Source organism: Allosediminivita pacifica, from assembly GCF_003054175.1.
GTDB lineage: Bacteria > Pseudomonadota > Alphaproteobacteria > Rhodobacterales > Rhodobacteraceae > Allosediminivita > Allosediminivita pacifica.
This window is the reverse complement of sequence record NZ_QBKN01000001.1, coordinates 142,203-159,738: the sequence shown is the minus strand read 5'-3', so window position 1 is coordinate 159,738 and position 17,536 is coordinate 142,203. Positions and strand designations below refer to the sequence as shown.

The following is a 17,536-nucleotide window of genomic DNA, read 5'->3' as shown; positions in this document are numbered from 1 at the left end:
AAAAGAACATGTATCGCAGAACGCTTCTCGCCTCTGCCGCGGCGCTGGCCATGGCGGCCCCCGCCTACGCGCAGGACGAGCCGGTCACCGCCGGTTTCATCTACGTGGGCCCCGTCGGCGACGGCGGCTGGACCTACGAACACGACCAGGCGCGCCTTGCCGTGGAAGAACACTTCGGCGACCAGGTCGAGACCATCTACCAGGAGAACGTGCCCGAGGGTGCGGACGCCGAGCGCGCCATCACCCAGATGGCCCTGTCGGGCGCCGACATCATCTTCACCACCTCCTTCGGCTACATGGACCCCACCATCGCCGTGGCCGAGAAGTTCCCGGACGTGAAGTTCGAGCACGCCACCGGCTACAAGACCGCCGAGAACGTCGCGATCTACTCCTCGCGCTTCTACGAGGGCCGCGCTGTGCTGGGCACCATCGCGGGTGCGATGACCGAGACCAACCAGGTGGGCTACATCGGCTCCTTCCCGATCCCCGAGGTCATCCGCGGCATCAACTCGGCCTACATCCACGCCAAGAAGGTGAACCCGGATGTCGAGTTCAACGTGGTCTGGGCCTACACCTGGTTCGATCCGGCGAAAGAGGCCGACGCCGCCCGCGCGCTGATCGAGAACGGCAACGACGTGATCCTGCAGCACACCGACTCCACCGCGCCGCACTCGGCCGCGGAAGAGGCCGGTGACGTGGTGACCTTCGGGCAGGCGTCGGACATGTCCGAATACGCGCCCTTCCCGCGCGTCTCGTCCATCATCGACAACTGGGCGCCCTACTACATCGACCGCGTGCAGGCCGTCATCGACGGCACCTGGGAAAGCACCGACACCTGGGGCGGCATCGACAGCGGCATGGTCGGCATCGGCGAGATCACCGACGCCGTGCCCGAAGAGGTGCGCGCGCAAGCAACCGAGGTGATGGAAAGCATCGAGAGCGGCGAATACCACCCGTTCACCGGCCCGCTGAACAAGCAGGACGGTTCGGTCTGGCTCGAGGAAGGCGAGACCGCCTCGGACGAGGACCTGCTTGGCATGGACTTCTACGTCGAGGGCATGACGGGCGAAATCCCGAACTGATCCGCGAATCTTTCGCGGCACGGCAAGGCCCCGCTCCGGCGGGGTCTTTTCGTTCCGAAGCTGGGCAGAGCGTTGTTTTTTCCGTGACGGGCCGGTCGCGGCTCGACCCCGGCGGCAAGGCGGTCTAGGCGGGGGCCGTCGATGCCTCCGGAGCCCACATGATCACCATCACCTTCATCCTCGTCGCCGGGGCCGTTCGTTTTCTGTCGCTGGGGGTCTCGATCCGCAACGAGCGGCGGCTGAAGGCCGAGGGAGCGGTGGAACATGGTGCTGGCACCTCGGCGCTGCTCGCGGCAGTTCACGTGGTCTACTACCTCGCGGCCTATGCCGAGGGGCTGGTGCGGATGCCGCCGGTCGACTGGGTGACGCTGGCGGGCATGGCGGTCTGGGGCTTCTCGATCTGCGCGCTCTTCTGGGTCATCGGCGTTCTGGGACGGTTCTGGACGGTAAAGCTGATCGTCGCCAAGGATCACGCGCTGACCGAGAACCGGCTGTTCCGCTGGCTGCGGCACCCGAACTATTTCCTCAACATCCTGCCCGAACTGGTCGGGCTTGCGTTGGTGCTGCACGCATGGTGGACGCTGGCGATCGGATTTCCGGTCTACGTCGTGATCCTCGCCATGAGGATCCGGCAGGAGGAGCGCGTAATGGCGGAGACCTTCGAGAACTATTGAGTGCGACGCCAGCGACCTGCCCGTCGCGCTACGCCCTTCCCTCCCGGCCGGGACCGTGCAACGATCCGGAGCATGACACCTGATCTCCGAACCCTTTCGGGTCATTCCATCGGCCGGTTCTCCTTCGGCACAATGCAGTTCGGCGGGCGCGCCTCCGAGGACGAGAGCGCCGCCATGTACGATGCCTGCCGTGCCGCGGGCGTCGTGCATTTCGACACCGCGCATGCCTATACCGACGGCGCGTCCGAGCGCATGCTCGGACAGTTCGCCGCGTCGGAGCGCGAGCGGGTCTTCATCGCGACCAAGGTCTCGTTTCCCGGTGGCAACTCGGCGGGAAGTATCCGGTCGAGCGTCGACGAAAGCCGTCAGCGGCTGGGGATGGACGTGGTTGATCTGCTCTACCTGCACCGCTTCGATCCCGAGGTTCGGCTGGAGGAAAGCCTCGCCACGCTGGCCGAACTGCGCGAGGCGGGGCATATCCGGCATATCGGGGTGTCGAACTTCGCCGCGTGGCAAGTGATGAAGGCGCAGGCGATCGCGGCGGGGCTGGGCATCCGTATCGACGTGCTGCAGCCCATGTACAACCTCGTGAAGCGGCAGGCCGAGACCGAGATCCTGCCCATGTGCGACTCCGAGTCGATCCTTCCTTGCACCTATTCGCCGCTCGGTGGCGGGCTGCTCACGGGCAAATACGCCACGGGCGGCAGCGGGCGGTTGAACGAAGACGACCGCTATGCGCGGCGCTACAGGCAGGAGGCCATGCACGAGGCCGCACGCGGGCTTGCCAGCCTTGCAGCCGAACGCGAAGTGGACGCCGCGACGCTGGCGGTGGCCTGGGTGGCGCGCCGGGCAGTGCCGATCCTGTCGGCGCGCAACGCCGAACAGCTTGCCCCCTCGTTGGCGGCGATGGACTTCCCGCTGGACGATGCGCTCTATGCCAGGCTCTCAGCGCTCTACCCTGCGCCGCCGCCGGCGACGGACAGGCTGGAAGAGGCGGGCTGACGGAGGCTTGCGCCGGGGCGCGTTCTGTCTCAGACACGCGGAAATATCCATCAGATCTACGGGCCCCGCCATGTCAGACCGCAGCTTCATCCGTCACGTCGTCTTCTTCAGCGCGAAGGACAAGGCCGACGTCGCCCGCATCCGCGAGGGGCTTTCGATCCTTGGTGGCATTCCCCATGCCTCGCATTTCGAGGTCTGCGAGAACTCCCGCGCCGATGGCCTTTCGGGCGAGGTGGACGTCATCGTCTACGCCGAGTTCCCCGACCGCGCCGCGCTCGATGCCTACAAGGCCGATCCGATCTACCAGCAATCGATCGACCGCGTGCGCCCGCTGCGGGACATGCGCGTGGCCGCCGATTTCTGAGCCGCGATGGCGCGTGTTTCCTTTGACCGCGGCCCGCTAGGCAGCGGCACGCTCTTCGCAGATCCCGTCCGGCTGATCTCGGCCCAGACCGCGCGCGAGGTGCCCGCGGCCTTTGCCGCGCTCGAGGCGGCGCGGCGCGAGGGGCTGTGGCTGGCGGGGCTTGCCAGCTACGAGTTGGGTTACGCGCTGGACGCCAAGCTGGCCCCGCTCATGCCACCCCCGGGCGAGGTGCCGCTGATGCTGTTCGGCGCCTTCAAAGCCCCCCTACCCGCGCGGCCCGAGGCGCCGGGCCAAAGCCGCTTCACCGCGCCCCGTCCGCTCTGGGACGCCGCGCGCTATGCCGAGGCCTTCGGGGTGGTGCATGACTACATCTGCGCGGGCGACATCTATCAGGCGAACCTAACCTTCCCGATGGAGGCGCGTCACGAGGGCACCGCGCGTGCACTCTATGCCCGGCTGCGGGCGCGACAGGAGGTCCCCTACGGTGCGCTGGTGGATCTCGGCGGCCCGGCGATCCTGTCCCGGTCGCCCGAGCTGTTCTTTTCGCTCGATACGAAGGGCACGCTCACCACGCGGCCGATGAAGGGGACCGCCCCGCGCGGAGCGAACCCGGAGGCGGATGCCGCGCTGGCCGAGGGGCTGCGCCGGTCCGAGAAGAACCGCGCCGAGAACCTGATGATCGTCGACCTGCTGCGCAACGACATGAGCCGCGTGTCCCTGCCCGGCAGCGTGAAGGTGCCCGAGCTTTTCACCGTCGAGCGCTACGAGACACTGCACCAGATGACCTCGCGCATCACGTCACAGGTGCGGCCCGGCACCGGGGTGGCCGATCTCTTTGCCGCGCTCTTTCCCTGCGGGTCGATCACCGGCGCGCCCAAGATCCGCGCGATGGAGATCCTGCGCGATCTCGAGGAAGGCCCGCGCGGGGCCTATTGCGGCGCGGTGGGATGGATGGCGCCCGACGGGGCGATGACGTTCAACGTGGCGATCCGCACGCTGACCTGCTTCGCCGATGGGCGCGTGGACCTGAACGTGGGCGGCGGCGTGGTCTACGACAGCACCGCCGAGGAGGAATACGCCGAGGCGCTGCTGAAATCGCGCTTCGCGAACCTCGACTGAGCGCGCAACCCGTTTCACCTTTGTTCGCGGCGCACTATCTGGGGGGCATGTCCGTCCTGCCCCCTTCCCTGCAAGGCTGGTTCGATGCGCGCGGCTGGTCTATCCACCCGCACCAGCGTGCCATGCTCGACCGCGCCGAGGCGCCCGCCATGATGCTGATCGCCCCCACCGGCGGCGGCAAGACGCTGGCGGGCTTCCTGCCGACGCTGGCGGAACTGGCCAAGGCGCCGCGCGGGGGGCTGCACACGCTCTACATCAGCCCGCTCAAGGCGCTCGCCGCCGACATCCGGCGCAACCTGACGACGCCGATCTCGGAGGCGGGGCTGGACATCCGGGTCGAGGACCGCACCGGCGACACGCCGTCGAGCCGCAAGAAACGCCAGCGCGCCGACCCGCCGCAGATCCTGCTGACCACGCCCGAAAGCCTCGCCCTGCTGACCAGCTACGAGGATGCGCCGCGCATGTTCGCGGGGCTGCAACGGGTGGTGGTGGACGAGATCCACGCGCTGGCCGAATCCAAGCGCGGCGACCAGCTGATGCTGGCGCTGGCGCGGTTGCAGGCGCTTGCCCCGGGCATGCGCCGCGTCGGGCTGTCGGCCACGGTCGAGGATCCGGCAGGCATCGCCCGCCTGCTGGCCCGCCATCCCGACCCCTGCGAAATCATCGAGGCCGACCCCGGCCCCGATCCCGACATCGCCATGCTCGACACCGAAGCCGCGCCGCCCTGGTCGGGGGGCGGCGCGAAACACGCAATCCCCGAGGTGCTGGAGCAGGTGAAGCGGCACAAGACGACGCTGATCTTCCACAACACCCGCGCGCAGGCCGAGATCTTCTTTCACAACCTCTGGCTTGCCAACGAAGAGGCGCTACCCATCGGCATCCACCACGGCAGCCTCGACCGGGCACAGCGCGAAAAGGTCGAAGCCGCGATGGTGGCGGGGCAGCTGCGGGCCATCGTCTGCACCGGCTCGCTCGACCTCGGCATCGACTGGGGCGACGTGGACCTCGTGATCCAGGTGGGCGCGCCCAAGAACGTGAAGCGGCTGGTGCAGCGCATAGGGCGGGCCAACCACCGCTACAACGCGCCGTCGAAGGCGCTGCTGGTGCCCGCAAACCGCTTCGAGGTCGTGGAGTGTGTCGCAGCCCTGCAGGCGGTGCGCGAACGGGATCTGGACGGCGAGGGGCGCGGTCGGGGGCCGCGCGACGTGCTCTGCCAGCACATCCTGATCGCGGCCTGCGCAGGGCCCTTCGACGCGGGCGACATCTACGCCGAGATGACCACCGCAGGCGCCTACGCCGATCTCACGCGGGCCGAGTTCGACGATTGCCTCGATTTCGTGGCCACTGGCGGCTACGCGCTGCGCGCCTACGATCAGTGGCAGCGGCTGAAGCAACGCGCCGACGGGTTCTGGCAGCTGCGCGACCCACGCAGCGCCGCCCGCATCCGCCAGAACATAGGCACGATCCAGGACAGCGACACGCTCAAGGTGCGCTGGCGCGGGCGCGGCGGGTCGACCCTGGGCGAGGTCGAGGAAGGCTTTGCCGCCTCGCTCACCAAGGGCGACACCTTCCTGATCGGCGGGCAGATCGTGCGCTACGAAGGCCTGCGCGAACTGGTGGTCGAAGTGACTCGCGATCCCGGCCGCAAGCCCAAGATCGCCACCTTCATGGGCTCCAAGTTCTCGACCTCCACGCAGCTGTCGCAGCGCATCCTGCGCATGTTCGAACAGGAGCGCTGGCCGGAGCTACCGGGGCACACCGCCGAATGGCTGGCCCTGCAGCGCGAGGTGTCGCGCCTGCCGCAACCGGGGCGCCTTCTGGTCGAGACCTTTCCCCACGACGGGCGCCAGCAGATGGTCGTCTACGGCTTTGCCGGGCGCAATGCGCAGCAGACGCTCGGGCTCTTGCTGACCAAGCGGATGGAGGAGATGGGGCTTGCCCCCATGGGCTTTGTCGCGACCGACTATGCCACGCTGATCTGGGGGCTGGACCAGGTGGTGGACCCCGCGCCGCTTTTCGAGCTCGCCGCGCTCGAGGCGGGTTTGGACGACTGGCTCGCGGGCAACGCGGTGATGAAACGCACCTTCCGTGCCTCGGCTACCATCGCGGGGCTGATCGAGCGGCAGGTGGGCGGCCAGCGCAAGAGCGGGCGTCAGGCGACCATGTCCTCGGACATCCTCTATGACACGCTGCTGAAATACGACCCCGACCACCTGCTCATGCGCATCACCCGGGAAGAGGCCATGCGCGGGTTGGTGGATTTCGCCCGCATCCGCGAGATGAGCGCACGGGTGGGCGACCGGATCGACCACGTGGCGCTGTCGCGGATCACGCCGCTGGCCGCGCCGCTCTTCCTCGAACCGGGCCGTGTGCCGGTGAACGGCTCGGCGGACGAGCGCATCCTCGAGGAAGAGGTCACGCGGCTGCTGGACGAGTCGGGTCTGGCGCAGGTGGAACAGGGCCACGTCTGGCGCGTGCCGTGGTAGCGCTTGCCGGGACAGGACCGTGACCCGGCCAGAACCGCCATTTTGACGCAATGGTATGCCGAAAAACGATCCTTCCACAGATGTATCCACAGCGGGCGCGCCGCATCCTCCGCTTGATCCCGCCCCGCGCCTGCGGCAGGAACGGGGCATGAACACCCACGGCTTCACCTTCCACGGAGCGCGGCTCGCCGCCCTGCCCTCGGGCGCGCTGCACTGGTCCGACGAAGACATGCTCGTGGTCTCGGACCTGCACCTGGGCAAGGCCGCGCGGCTGAGTTCGCAGGGCGGCGCGCAACTGCCCCCCTACGAGGCGCAGGAGACGCTGTCGCGCCTCGAAGCCGACCTTGCCGCCACTGGCGCGCGCCGGGTGATCTGCCTTGGCGACAGCTTCGACACGCTTGAAATCGCGGCCGGATTCCCCGAGGCCGAGGCAGCCCGCATCACCGCGATGCAGGCCGGGCGCGACTGGACCTGGATCGAGGGCAACCACGATCCCGGCCCGCTGGAACTGGGCGGCACGCACCTGCGCGAAGCCCGCATCGACCCGCTTGTCTTCCGTCACATCGCCAGCGACGACAGCGCCGAAGTGTCGGGGCACTACCACCCCAAGGCGCGGTTGATCGCGCGCGGACGCAGCCTCAGCCGGCCCTGCTTTCTCGTTGATTCCCGGAAACTTGTGATGCCATCTTACGGCAGTTTCACCGGCGGGCTGCGCACCGACAGCCCCACGCTTTCGACCCTCATGGGCGAAGATGCGCAGGCCATTCTCACCGGGGCGCGGCCAGTCGCCATTCCCATGCCTCGCCGCACCACCGCCTGAGGGGATCCCTGTTTCGGAGCCGCCGTCGTCCGCCTGCCCGAAAGGACGGGGGCTGGCGGCGCGATGAAGGGAAATTGCCGAGGGGCCCCGCTCCGCGGGGAGACGGCCATTTCGCTTGAGCGGGACGGCTGGCCGCGTCTGGGCAGAAGGCGGGTAACGGGGGCTCCGGTACGGGGATCCCTGTTCTGGTGAGCCCGAAGCCTGCCCTGCCCGACACGCAAAAGGCGACGCGCCCGGGAATGACGCGTCGCCTGCGAGATGTCGGAATGAAAGCGCGCGGTAGCGCGCCGCTGGATCAGACGGCCAGCCCCTCGGGCTCGGGGAAGCCGTTGGCGCGGCAGCAGGCGGTGACCGTGTTGGCCAGAAGGCAGGCGATGGTCATGGGGCCGACGCCGCCCGGCACGGGCGTGATCGCGCCCGCCACCTCGGCACAGCTGTCGAAGTCAACGTCGCCGACGAGCCGCGTCTTGACGGTGCCGTCCTCGCGCAGGCCCTTCTCGGGGGCGTCGATGCGGTTGATGCCCACGTCGATCACCGTGGCACCCGGCTTGATCCAGTCGCCCGGCACCATCTTCGGACGTCCCACGGCAGCGACGACGATGTCGGCACCCCGCACCACCTCGGCCAGGTCCTTCGTGCGGGAATGCGCGATGGTCACCGTGCAGCTTTCGCCCAGCAGCAGCTGCGCCATGGGTTTACCCACGATGTTCGAGCGGCCGATCACCACGGCGTTGAGGCCCGACAGGCTGTCGTGAACGTCGCGCAACATTAGCAGGCAGCCAAGCGGGGTGCAGGGCACCATGCTTTTCTGCCCGGTCCCCAGAAGACCCACGTTGGAGATGTGGAAACCGTCCACATCCTTCGACGGGTCGATGGCGTTGATCACCAGGTCGCTGTCGAGGTGATCCGGCAACGGCAACTGCACGAGGATGCCGTGCACCTCCGGATCGGCGTTCAGCTGGTCGATGAGGCCCATGAGCTCCTGCTCGGTCGTGTCCTCGGCCAGCCGGTGCTCGAAGCTCTGCATGCCGGCCTCGACGGTCGCCTTGTGCTTGTTGCGCACGTAGACGTGGCTTGCCGGGTCGTCGCCCACCAGCACGACGGCAAGGCCCGGGGTCACGCCGAGACCGTCCTTGAGCCGTGTCACTTCCTGCGCGACGCGCCCCCGCAGCGTTTCGGCGAATGCCTTGCCGTCGATGATCCTTGCCGTCATGTCGAACCTCCTGGGCTGCGGGCGCTGCCCGCCTGCGTGTCTGTCGTCCCTGATCTGCCCGCCGATACCGCGCAGGGCAAGGGGACGGGATCGTGAATCCGACGCATGCACGCCCGATCCCGGCGCCTGTCCATCCGGTCAGGGGCACCGTGACGTGGATCGGAAACGCCGCTTTATGGAACAGTCCCCCCGGTGGGTGGTGTTGCAGGGGCACGAGACAAGGCGGACAGCCGCCGCCCCAACCCACCGAGACAGACCAGAGGAGGGCCTGTCATGCGTACCACCGCACTTGCCACCGGGATTCTTGCCCTGACCGCCACCCCGCTTTTCGCGCAGGAAAATGAGGGCAGCCTTGGGGCCGACCAGATGCAGGCAGATCTGTGCGAGATGGGCTATGCCCGCTACGACAGCAACGGCGACGGCCAGCTGTCGCCGTCTGAACTGTCCGAGGGCAGCACCGTGGCCTTCGGCCAGCTCGACGCCGATTCCAACAACGCGATCAGCCGCAGCGAATACGTCGATTGCGTGAACAAGATGGCGGGTACGCAGTCCGCCGGCGCCGACCGCAACGCCGACAACATGGGCACGATCGATGCGAACGGTGATGGCGCGCTGAGCCAGCAAGAGTTCATGCAGGCGACCTCGGCCTCCTACGAGGCGATGAAGCAGGGCGACGCGGAAGCCAATGGTGATTTCCGCCGTCTCGTCTTCGTGCCCGTCAGCGCTGGCCCCGAGGTCTACGACAGCATGACCATGGAAGACGCGGCAGCCCGGAGTGCGATCCTGTTCATGGCGCTGGACACGGACCAGAGCGACAGCGTCAGTGCGTCGGAATGGGAGGAGAGCACGCCGGAAGCCCGGAATCGTTCCGAGGCGGCAGGGGCCGAGTTCGACGCGGCCGACACCGACGGTTCTGGCGATCTGAGTGCCGCCGAATACGAGCGCATGTCGCTGGAGAACGCCAAGAGCGCGATGGAGGACGTACAGCGCGACGCGGGCGACAACGAGCAGAGCGCCTCGAACCAGAATTCGCAGGAGGGAGGCAACGTGAGCCCCGACGTGCCCGTGGTCTACTACACCTACGACAGCATGATGTGAGGGCCTCCCTGCCCCGGCAGACCATCGCCCCGGCCTTCGTCGGGGCGTTTTCATGTCAGGGCTGCCAGGCCCGCTGGCCGGGAATGTGCAGACGCAGAGTATCGCCGAGCTTGACCACGCCCTCCCGCGCGACCGAGGCGGTCACCCCACGCCGCCCTTCCGCCGCGCGCTTGAAGGCCTTGCCGTGACCAGGGCTCACATGTTCGATGCTGCGTGCGGGCAACTGGCAGGGCTGATTTTCCATGTCCACGGTCACGGTCGCACCCGAGGGCGCCTGCAGGCGTGCCGAGGGCGGAACGTGGCTGAAATCCGGGATGCCCTCGATCACGATCGAAGCGCCGAGCCGCGCGGGATCGAGGCTTTCGACCCCCATGATGCGCGCGATCTCGGCCAGTTCCTCGACGCTGATGATGCTGAGCTGGCGTTCGTTCCGGATCTCGGTGCCCTTGGGATACTGCGACACCACGCGCGAGCAGGAGGGCCGCGTGGCACCGCCGTGCACCGATCCCGCGATCCCCTCGAAGCGCAGCTCCAGCATCTCGCGCGCTTCGGCCAGAAGCTCCTTGCGATCGGGGCTGGTGACGGTGCCAAGCCAGGTGACGGTGGCGGTATAGTCGGTGGGGATCAGCGCGGGCATGTGTCTCTCCTTTCAGGGCATCTTGCGCGGCCGGAACCGCCCTGCAACCCGAAACAGGATCAGTCCGCGCGCCTGAGCGTGAAGAAGAGACGCCGCAGCGGAAATAGCACGCTGCCGTCCCGTGCTGCCGGATAGGCGCTGCCAATGACGCTGTCGTAGGCCGCCACGAGCCGCTCGCGCTCGGTCGGGTCCAGGATGCCGAGGATCGGGCGCGCGAAGGCGGCCTCGGTGAAGTGCCGCACGGGGTGGCCGGGCCCCTCGGCGGGCAGTTCCTGATAGTAGTCCGTTTCCCATAGCGAAAGCTCGCCCAGCGGCGCCAGCAGGCGGTGGTAGGCCGCGGCATCAAGTGCGCCGGGCAGGGTGTGATGATCGAGACGACCGGGGAAGAGCTCATCGCAGAGCTGGACCCAGAGCCTGTGCGAGGGCGCATTGTTCTGGTGCGGCATCTGCACCGCCAGCACCCCGCGGGGCACCGGCATCGCGGCGAGACGCGGCAACAGCGTCGCGTGGTCGGGCAGCCAGTGCAGTGCTGCATTGGAGTAGATCAGCGCGGGCGCGACGTGCGGCTCCCAGTGGCCGATGTCGCTATTCATAAGCGCATCGTAGACGCCGGCCTCGTCCGCCACGGCGAGCATCGTGGCACTGTTGTCGACGCCGACGAGCGGGTGACCAAGCCGCTTGAGTGCCGCCCCCGCGGCGCCGTTGCCGCAGCCGAGATCCACCAACGGTCCGTCGGGTATCTCGGGCAGCGCGCGGATCAAATCGAGCGCGGGCCGAAGACGATGACCCCGGAACCTGTCGTAGGTCCCGGGGTCCCAATCGGTCATGCCTTGAGGTGTCGCGCTCATGCGCTTGGTTCAGGCTCCATGCCGCCCTCGCCCGAGGTCTTGCCCTTGGGTTTGGTCTTCGGAATGGCGGTGACGCTTGGTGTGTCGTCTTTCTCGGGCGAGGCTCCGTCATTGTCACCCGAATGGGGCGGTTCACCACGGATCACGCGCTTGATCTCTTCACCCGTCAGCGTCTCGTACTCGAGCAGCCCCTGTGCGAGACGCTCCCACTCGTCCTTGCGGTCGGTGAGGATCTGGTAGGCGCGATCGTAGGCTTCGTGGATGAACCGGCGCACCTCGTCCTCGATCAGCTCCTTCGTGTGGGCACTGACCGAAAGGCCGGCTGTGTTGCCCTGATAGCCCTCATGCGCCTCGGCGTAGTCGATATTGCCGATCTTTTCGGACATGCCCCAGCGCAGGACCATGGCACGGGCCAGTGCGCTGGCCTGCTGGATGTCGCCGGCGGGGCCGTTCGACACCATGCCGTCACCGTACTTGATGATCTCGGCCGCCTTGCCCGCCATGGTCATGGCCAGCTTTTCCTCGCATTCGGACTTGTGCCAGTTCAGGCGGTCGATCTCGGGCAGCGAGACGACCATGCCGAGCGCCCCTCCGCGCGGGATGATGGTGGCCTTGTAGACCGGGTCGCACTGCGGAAGCGTCAGGCCGACGATGGCGTGACCGGCCTCGTGGTAGGCGGTCTTTTCCTTCTGCTCGTCGGTCAGGACCATGCTGCGGCGCTCGGCGCCCATCATGACCTTGTCCTTGGCGTTCTCGAAGTCCTCCATCGTGACGAAGCGGCGTCCGACACGGGCGGCCATGAGCGCGGCCTCGTTCACGAGGTTGGCAAGATCCGCCCCCGAGAAGCCGGGCGTGCCGCGCGCGATGATGCGCAGGTCGACGTCGGGGCCGAGTGGCGTCTTGCGGGCGTGCACGCCGAGGATCTTCTCGCGGCCCTTGATGTCGGGGTTCGGCACCGTGACCTGACGGTCGAAGCGGCCCGGACGCAGCAGCGCGGGGTCGAGCACGTCACGACGGTTGGTCGCCGCCACGATGATGACGCCCTCGTTCGATTCGAACCCGTCCATCTCGACCAGCAGCTGGTTCAGCGTCTGCTCGCGCTCGTCGTTGCCGCCGCCGTAGCCCTGGCCACGCGCGCGGCCCACGGCGTCGATCTCGTCGATGAAGACGATGCAGGGCGCGTTCTTCTTGGCTTGCTCGAACATGTCGCGGACACGGCTGGCGCCGACACCCACGAACATCTCGACGAAGTCGGAACCCGAGATGGTGAAGAATGGCACGCCCGCCTCGCCCGCGATGGCGCGCGCAAGCAGCGTCTTACCGGTGCCCGGAGGACCAACAAGCAGCGCACCCTTGGGGATCTTGCCGCCGAGGCGCGAGAACTTCTGCGGGTTGCGCAGGAATTCCACGATCTCCTCGAGCTCCTCCTTGGCCTCGTCGATGCCGGCGACATCGTCGAAGGTTACTCTACCATGCTTTTCGGTCAGCAGCTTGGCCTTGGACTTGCCAAAGCCCATGGCGCCGCCTTTGCCACCACCCTGCATGCGGTTCATGAAGTAGATCCAGACCCCGATCAGCAGGAGGAACGGCAGCAGGCTCAGCAGGAAGGCCTGGAAGCCCGACTGTTCCTGTTGCTCGGCCCGCACGGGGATGTTGTTGTCGATCAGCATCTGCGTGATCTCGGCATCCTCGGGCTTGACCGTGACGTAGTCCTGCCCGTCGTTCGACCGGTAGCGGATCTGCTCACCGTCGATGGTGGCAGAGCTGACCGACTGGTCCTCGACCGCCCGGACGAATTCGGAATAGCTGATTTCACGGCTTTGCAGCGTGGAGCCGCCGCCGGAGAAGAGGTTGAACAGCGCCAGGATCAGAAGAAACAGCACGACCCAGAATGCGATGTTGCGCGCGTTGCCCAAGGCGGAACTCCTTTGAATGCGTGCGTGCGCCCGTGAAAGGCGCTGGACTGTAACATAGAGATTGCCCGGCGCGGTTCAATGCGAAAGCAGAAAGCTCTCAAGGTTGTCGGCGCGTCCCGGCGCAAGTGTCGCGGTGGGGGCATGACCGACCCGAAGCGCATCGCAGGCCACCAGCCTGTCGCCCCTCCAAAGCGACGGCAGACTGCGAGCGGCATGGAAGGGCGGCGCCCCCTCGGGGCGTTCCGGCACCTGGCGCCAGCCCGTCTCCCCCAGCGGCGCGACCGTCAGGTCCAGCTCGGGCGGCGTGATCCGCCAGCGGGTGTCCCAGGTCCCGAGATCGGCAGACGCAGGGGCCAGTGCCGCGCATTCCCGGAAGAGGCGCAGGTGGTCGCGTTCGACGCGCAACTCGCAGCCGTGGAGCGTTCCGCCGCCGCCGGACAGCACGCGGTCCAACAGTGCCTCGAGCGGCTCGGACCGCGGGCGATAGGCGGCGGAGGCCACGTATTGCAGCCCCCCGGCAAGAATCCGAAGCTGGGTGTCGCGCTCGACAGCCGCAAAGCCGTCGCGTGCGATGAGGATATCGCCTGTCGCCCGGTTCTCCTGCCCGATCTCGCGCCAGACCTGGGCCGCCCGGGCCCGCAGCGCCTCTCGGGCGCGCGCCATGCGCTGCGCCGTGCCGGCCAGCGCCTCGGTCCCCATGCCCTCCTCCGAAAGCAGCCCACGCAGACGGCGGATGCGGGCCCGGTCGTAGTGTGGGTCCTCGTTGGTCGGGTCCTCGACCCAACGGCCCTTCAGGGTGCGCAGGTAGTGGCGCAGCTCCTCCCGCCCCATGTCCAGGCAGGGGCGCAGCAGGCGCATGGGGGCATGGCCCGGCAGCACTCGTGCCGGCTGCATGGCCGAAAGCCCCTCGACCCCCGATCCCCGGCGAAGGCGCATGAGAAAGGTCTCGGCCACATCGTCGCGGGTGTGGGCGAGAAGGACATCACGGATCTCGCCGCGCCAGCGGTCGATCACCTCGATCCGCCCGCGCCGCGCCGCGTCCATGACGTTGCCCTGCCCCTTCCATTTCCAGCTCAGCGTCGCGTGCGGCCAGCCGAGCAGCGCGCATTCCTCCGCCACCATGGCGGCCTCCTCCGCGGACTCGGGCCGAAGACCGTGATCGACGGTCACCACGTGCAGCCGCACGCCCCAGTGGCGGGTCCAGTTGTGGGCCAGGGTCAGCATGGCCATGCTGTCGCCCCCGCCCGAGACGGCAAGGGCGATATCGCGGGGAAAATCGGGACCGAGCAGCTGGCCCATCGCCTCGGCGAAGCGCTGGTCGAGGCTCGTCACGGGCACACCGTGGTCAGGTATCGAGCGCGCCCGGGGCTTCTTCTTGGCCCAAATACTCCCGGGGGGACGGCCGAAGGCCGTGGGGGCAGAGCCCCCCTCTGCCCGCCGGCCATCGCAGGTCTCACTGCTGGCAGTTGAGGTCGCCCATGCTCGAACGGGCCTCGTTCACGTAGCTCGATTGCGGGTAGCGCTCGCCAACCTCGGCCAGGGTCACGCAGGCCTCGGCGACGCTGCCGAGCTCCGCCAGAGAGGTGCCCAGCCGCCAGAGCGACTCGGGCGCGACCTGGGCCTCGGGGTAGCCCGAGTAGACGTCGAGATAGCGGCGCGCGGCACCGCGCAGATCACCGGTCCCCTCGAGCGCGAGCCCCTCGCCCACCAGCGCCTCGGGCTCCAGCGGTCCCTGCGGATAATCCGCACGGAAGGTGGCAAAGAGCTCCGCCGCGCGGCGGAACTCGTTGTTTTCAAGCGCCTGCTGCGCCGCGCGGTAGTCCTCTTCCTCGCTCACGGCAAGCTGCGCGCCGCCGGCAAGCGGCCCGCCGGTGCCCGATGCGGATCCCGAAGACATGCCGGAGCCGCCACGGCTGCTGCCCTGCTCAGGCACGGCATCGCCGCCGAGCCGGGGCGTGTCGCCGAGGCTGCCGATATCGCAGTTCGGCTCCAGCTCGCAGAGACGGAAGTCGAGATCCCCCAGACGGTTGGTGCCGTCGTTGACCACCTGCTCGATCCGGAACTCAAGCTCCTCGGCCTTGCCGGTCACGCGCTGCAGCTCGGCCTCGATCGTGTTGATCCGGTCGAGCGCGCTGCCCGAGATCTGCATGTCGCTGAGCCCGGTGGTGTTCAGCTCCTGCCGGAGGCGCTGGAGCTGGGTGTAGAGCACCGACATGTCCTGCTTGATGTCGGCCAGGGTCTGGCTGTCCTGCGCCGAAGCGGCGGCAGGGGCCATCAGGAGAGCAAGGCAGAGCGTGAGCGCGCGGCGCATGGTGTTATCCCGTAAGCGCGGAGGAGGAGATGATGGTCACGGCGCGGCGGTTGCGCGAATAGCAGCTCTCGTCCGAGCAGACCGCGACGGGGCGTTCCTTGCCGTAGCTGACAAAGTCGAGCCGGCTCGGCGCGATGCCCTGCGAGGTGAGGTATTCCATCACGGCGTTGGCGCGGCGCGCGCCGAGCGCGACGTTGTATTCGCGGGTGCCCTGCTCGTCCGCGTGGCCCTCGATCACCGCCTGGTAGTCGGTGTTGCGCATCAGCCAGTCGGCCTGAGCGTCGAGCGTGGCGCGTGCCTCGGGGCTGAGCGTCGACTGGTCGACGGCAAAGAAGACGCGGTCGCCGATGCTCTCGCGGAAGTAGGCGGGCGATTGGGGGTCGCTGGCGCTGCCGGGCACGACACCGCCGGCTCCGGCGCCCGCGCCGGCACCGCCGTCCATGCCGCCGCCGGGGCCGAACCGCGAGGGGTTCGCACAGGCGGCCAGCCCGAGTGCCGCGACGATCAGAAGGGCCTTGGAGATATGGGTCATTGTCCTGTCCTGCTCTTGTCTTGACGCGACGCTATCACACGCGCCGGGGAAGGGAAATCGAGGGTCTTACTGAAGGGGGCCCCAGCTCGGGTCCGAGCCCCCCGAGGGCGTGCGCACGCGCTGGAGGTTCCGCCCCGAGATGTCGACGGAATAGAGCGAGGAGGAGCCCTGCGCACCCTGCGTCTCGCGCGAGAACATGATGACACGGCCGTTGGGCGCCCAAGTCGGGCCCTCGTCGAGGAAGGAGGCGGTCAGCAGGCGCTCCTCGCTGCCGTCGGTGCGCATGACACCGATGTGGAAGCGGCCCGCGTTCTGCTTGGTGAAGGCGATCATGTCGCCGCGCGGCGACCAGACCGGCGTGCCGTAGCGGCCCTGGCCAAAGCTGATGCGCTGCGCCTCGCCGCCCGAGGCCGGCATGACGTAAAGCTGCTGCGTGCCCGAGCGGTCGCTCTCGAAGACGATGCGGCTGCCGTCGGGGCTGAAGCTGGGTGCCGTCTCGATCGAGGGCGTGCTGGTCAGGCGCCGCGACTGGCCGGTGGCTATGTCCATGGCGAAGATGTCGGTGTTCGAGCCTTCGGACTGGGAATAGACCACGGTCTGTCCATTGGGCGAGAAGCGCGGCGAGAAGGTCATGCCCTGGCCCACCTGAAGGTTGCGGCTGCCGCCGTCGCCGACGCTGAGCACGCGGATGCTGGGCGAGCCGCTCTCGTAGCTGGTGTAGAGCACCCGGTCGCCGGTGGGCGAGAAGCGCGGCGCCAGCACGATGGCGTTGCCGTCGGTCAGGTAGCGCACGTTGGCGCCATCGTAATCCATGATGGCCAGCCGCTTGGAGCGGTTGTCCTTGGGCCCGGTCTCGGACACGAAGACGACGCGGCTGTCGAAGTAGGGATCTTCGCCCGTGATGCGGGTGTAGACCTGGTCGGCCACCTTGTGCGCGAGGCGACGCAGGCCGTCGGTGCCGGCCGAGAACTGCAGCCCCTGCCCCAGTTCCTGTCCTGCGAAGACGTCCCAGATGCGGAACTTGACCACGACGCGGCCGGAGCCATCGGACGAGACCTCGCCGGTGATGAGCGCCTGAGCGTTGATCGCGCGCCAGTCCGAGAACTGCACGGGGCTTCCGAAGCTGCTGATCTGGCTGATGTGCGAGCTGCGGGGGATCTCGCGGAAGAGCCCGGTGCCGGTCAGGTCCTGGGAAATCACCTGGGTGATCTGCTCGGCATATTGCTGCGCCTCGGCGCCCTGCGCCACGAAGGCCGGCAGCGCGAAGGGCAGCGGTTCGACCACGCCCTCGGTGATTTCGATCCGAAGGGGACCGTCCTGGGCTGCCGCCATGCCGGTCAGCATCGCCAGCCCGACGAGAAACGCGGTCACAGACCGCACAAGATACCGTACCATGCGCCCACTCCAGTGTTCACCCCGTTCGCGCCCTGCATA

Annotated in this window: 16 protein-coding genes; 8 read left to right on the top strand and 8 right to left on the bottom strand. The window is 68.0% G+C overall.

The window, feature by feature from the left end; translation table 11 throughout:
* The first annotated feature begins 8 nt into the window (after positions 1-8).
* The 7 genes from C8N44_RS00775 (at position 9) to pdeM (ending at position 7,547) form a co-directional block, all read left to right on the top strand.
* Positions 9-1,082, top strand: a complete 1,074-nt coding sequence (locus C8N44_RS00775) for a BMP family ABC transporter substrate-binding protein (RefSeq protein WP_107974250.1) — start codon at positions 9-11, stop codon at positions 1,080-1,082.
* Positions 1,083-1,240: 158 nt separating this feature from the next.
* Positions 1,241-1,756, top strand: a complete 516-nt coding sequence (locus tag C8N44_RS00770; protein WP_107974249.1) for an isoprenylcysteine carboxyl methyltransferase family protein — start codon at positions 1,241-1,243, stop codon at positions 1,754-1,756.
* Positions 1,757-1,828: 72 nt separating this feature from the next.
* On the top strand, positions 1,829-2,758 hold the full coding sequence (locus C8N44_RS00765; protein ID WP_107974248.1) for an aldo/keto reductase: 930 nt from the start codon (positions 1,829-1,831) through the stop codon (positions 2,756-2,758).
* A 70-nt stretch (positions 2,759-2,828) separates the two neighbouring features.
* Entirely contained in the window at positions 2,829-3,122 is a 294-nt protein-coding gene (locus C8N44_RS00760; protein ID WP_107974247.1) for a Dabb family protein, read from the top strand.
* Positions 3,123-3,128: 6 nt separating this feature from the next.
* The gene (locus C8N44_RS00755; RefSeq protein WP_107974246.1) at positions 3,129-4,241 is read left to right on the top strand and encodes an aminodeoxychorismate synthase component I; all 1,113 of its coding nucleotides are present in this window, start codon (positions 3,129-3,131) and stop codon (positions 4,239-4,241) included.
* Positions 4,242-4,288: 47 nt separating this feature from the next.
* Complete coding sequence (locus tag C8N44_RS00750; RefSeq protein ID WP_107974424.1) at positions 4,289-6,727, top strand: ligase-associated DNA damage response DEXH box helicase; 2,439 nt, start codon at positions 4,289-4,291, stop codon at positions 6,725-6,727.
* Positions 6,728-6,875: 148 nt separating this feature from the next.
* Positions 6,876-7,547, top strand: coding sequence for a ligase-associated DNA damage response endonuclease PdeM (gene pdeM / locus C8N44_RS00745; protein ID WP_107974245.1), 672 nt, complete (start codon positions 6,876-6,878; stop codon positions 7,545-7,547).
* 295 nt (positions 7,548-7,842) lie between these two features.
* On the opposite strand, the gene folD is transcribed toward pdeM, so the two are convergent.
* Positions 7,843-8,760 carry a bifunctional methylenetetrahydrofolate dehydrogenase/methenyltetrahydrofolate cyclohydrolase FolD gene (folD, locus tag C8N44_RS00740; protein ID WP_107974244.1) on the bottom strand — a complete coding sequence of 306 codons (918 nt, stop codon included), beginning with the start codon at positions 8,758-8,760 and terminating at the stop codon, positions 7,843-7,845.
* 273 nt (positions 8,761-9,033) lie between these two features.
* Here folD and C8N44_RS00735 point away from each other — a divergent pair, with 273 nt between their 5' ends.
* Positions 9,034-9,858: an EF-hand domain-containing protein gene (locus C8N44_RS00735; protein ID WP_107974243.1), complete on the top strand. Its 825-nt coding sequence runs from the start codon at positions 9,034-9,036 to the stop codon at positions 9,856-9,858.
* A gap of 55 nt (positions 9,859-9,913) precedes the next feature.
* Here the strand turns inward: C8N44_RS00735 and C8N44_RS00730 are convergent, their stop codons facing one another.
* The 7 genes from C8N44_RS00730 to tolB all read right to left on the bottom strand — a co-directional run bounded on the left by C8N44_RS00730 (position 9,914) and on the right by tolB (position 17,497).
* Positions 9,914-10,495: an MOSC domain-containing protein gene (locus C8N44_RS00730; RefSeq protein WP_107974242.1), complete on the bottom strand. Its 582-nt coding sequence runs from the start codon at positions 10,493-10,495 to the stop codon at positions 9,914-9,916.
* A gap of 59 nt (positions 10,496-10,554) precedes the next feature.
* Positions 10,555-11,322 carry a methyltransferase domain-containing protein gene (locus tag C8N44_RS00725; RefSeq protein WP_245412984.1) on the bottom strand — a complete coding sequence of 256 codons (768 nt, stop codon included), beginning with the start codon at positions 11,320-11,322 and terminating at the stop codon, positions 10,555-10,557.
* A 17-nt stretch (positions 11,323-11,339) separates the two neighbouring features.
* The gene (ftsH, locus tag C8N44_RS00720) at positions 11,340-13,259 is read right to left on the bottom strand and encodes an ATP-dependent zinc metalloprotease FtsH (protein ID WP_107974240.1); all 1,920 of its coding nucleotides are present in this window, start codon (positions 13,257-13,259) and stop codon (positions 11,340-11,342) included.
* A 75-nt stretch (positions 13,260-13,334) separates the two neighbouring features.
* Positions 13,335-14,591 (bottom strand): tRNA lysidine(34) synthetase TilS, encoded by a 1,257-nt coding sequence (gene tilS / locus C8N44_RS00715; protein WP_244640938.1) that lies wholly within the window; start codon positions 14,589-14,591, stop codon positions 13,335-13,337.
* 121 nt (positions 14,592-14,712) lie between these two features.
* The gene (gene ybgF / locus C8N44_RS00710) at positions 14,713-15,570 is read right to left on the bottom strand and encodes a tol-pal system protein YbgF (protein WP_107974239.1); all 858 of its coding nucleotides are present in this window, start codon (positions 15,568-15,570) and stop codon (positions 14,713-14,715) included.
* A 4-nt stretch (positions 15,571-15,574) separates the two neighbouring features.
* On the bottom strand, positions 15,575-16,102 hold the full coding sequence (pal, locus tag C8N44_RS00705) for a peptidoglycan-associated lipoprotein Pal (protein WP_107974238.1): 528 nt from the start codon (positions 16,100-16,102) through the stop codon (positions 15,575-15,577).
* Positions 16,103-16,168: 66 nt separating this feature from the next.
* Positions 16,169-17,497 carry a Tol-Pal system beta propeller repeat protein TolB gene (gene tolB, locus C8N44_RS00700; protein ID WP_107974422.1) on the bottom strand — a complete coding sequence of 443 codons (1,329 nt, stop codon included), beginning with the start codon at positions 17,495-17,497 and terminating at the stop codon, positions 16,169-16,171.
* Positions 17,498-17,536: the final 39 nt, after the last annotated feature.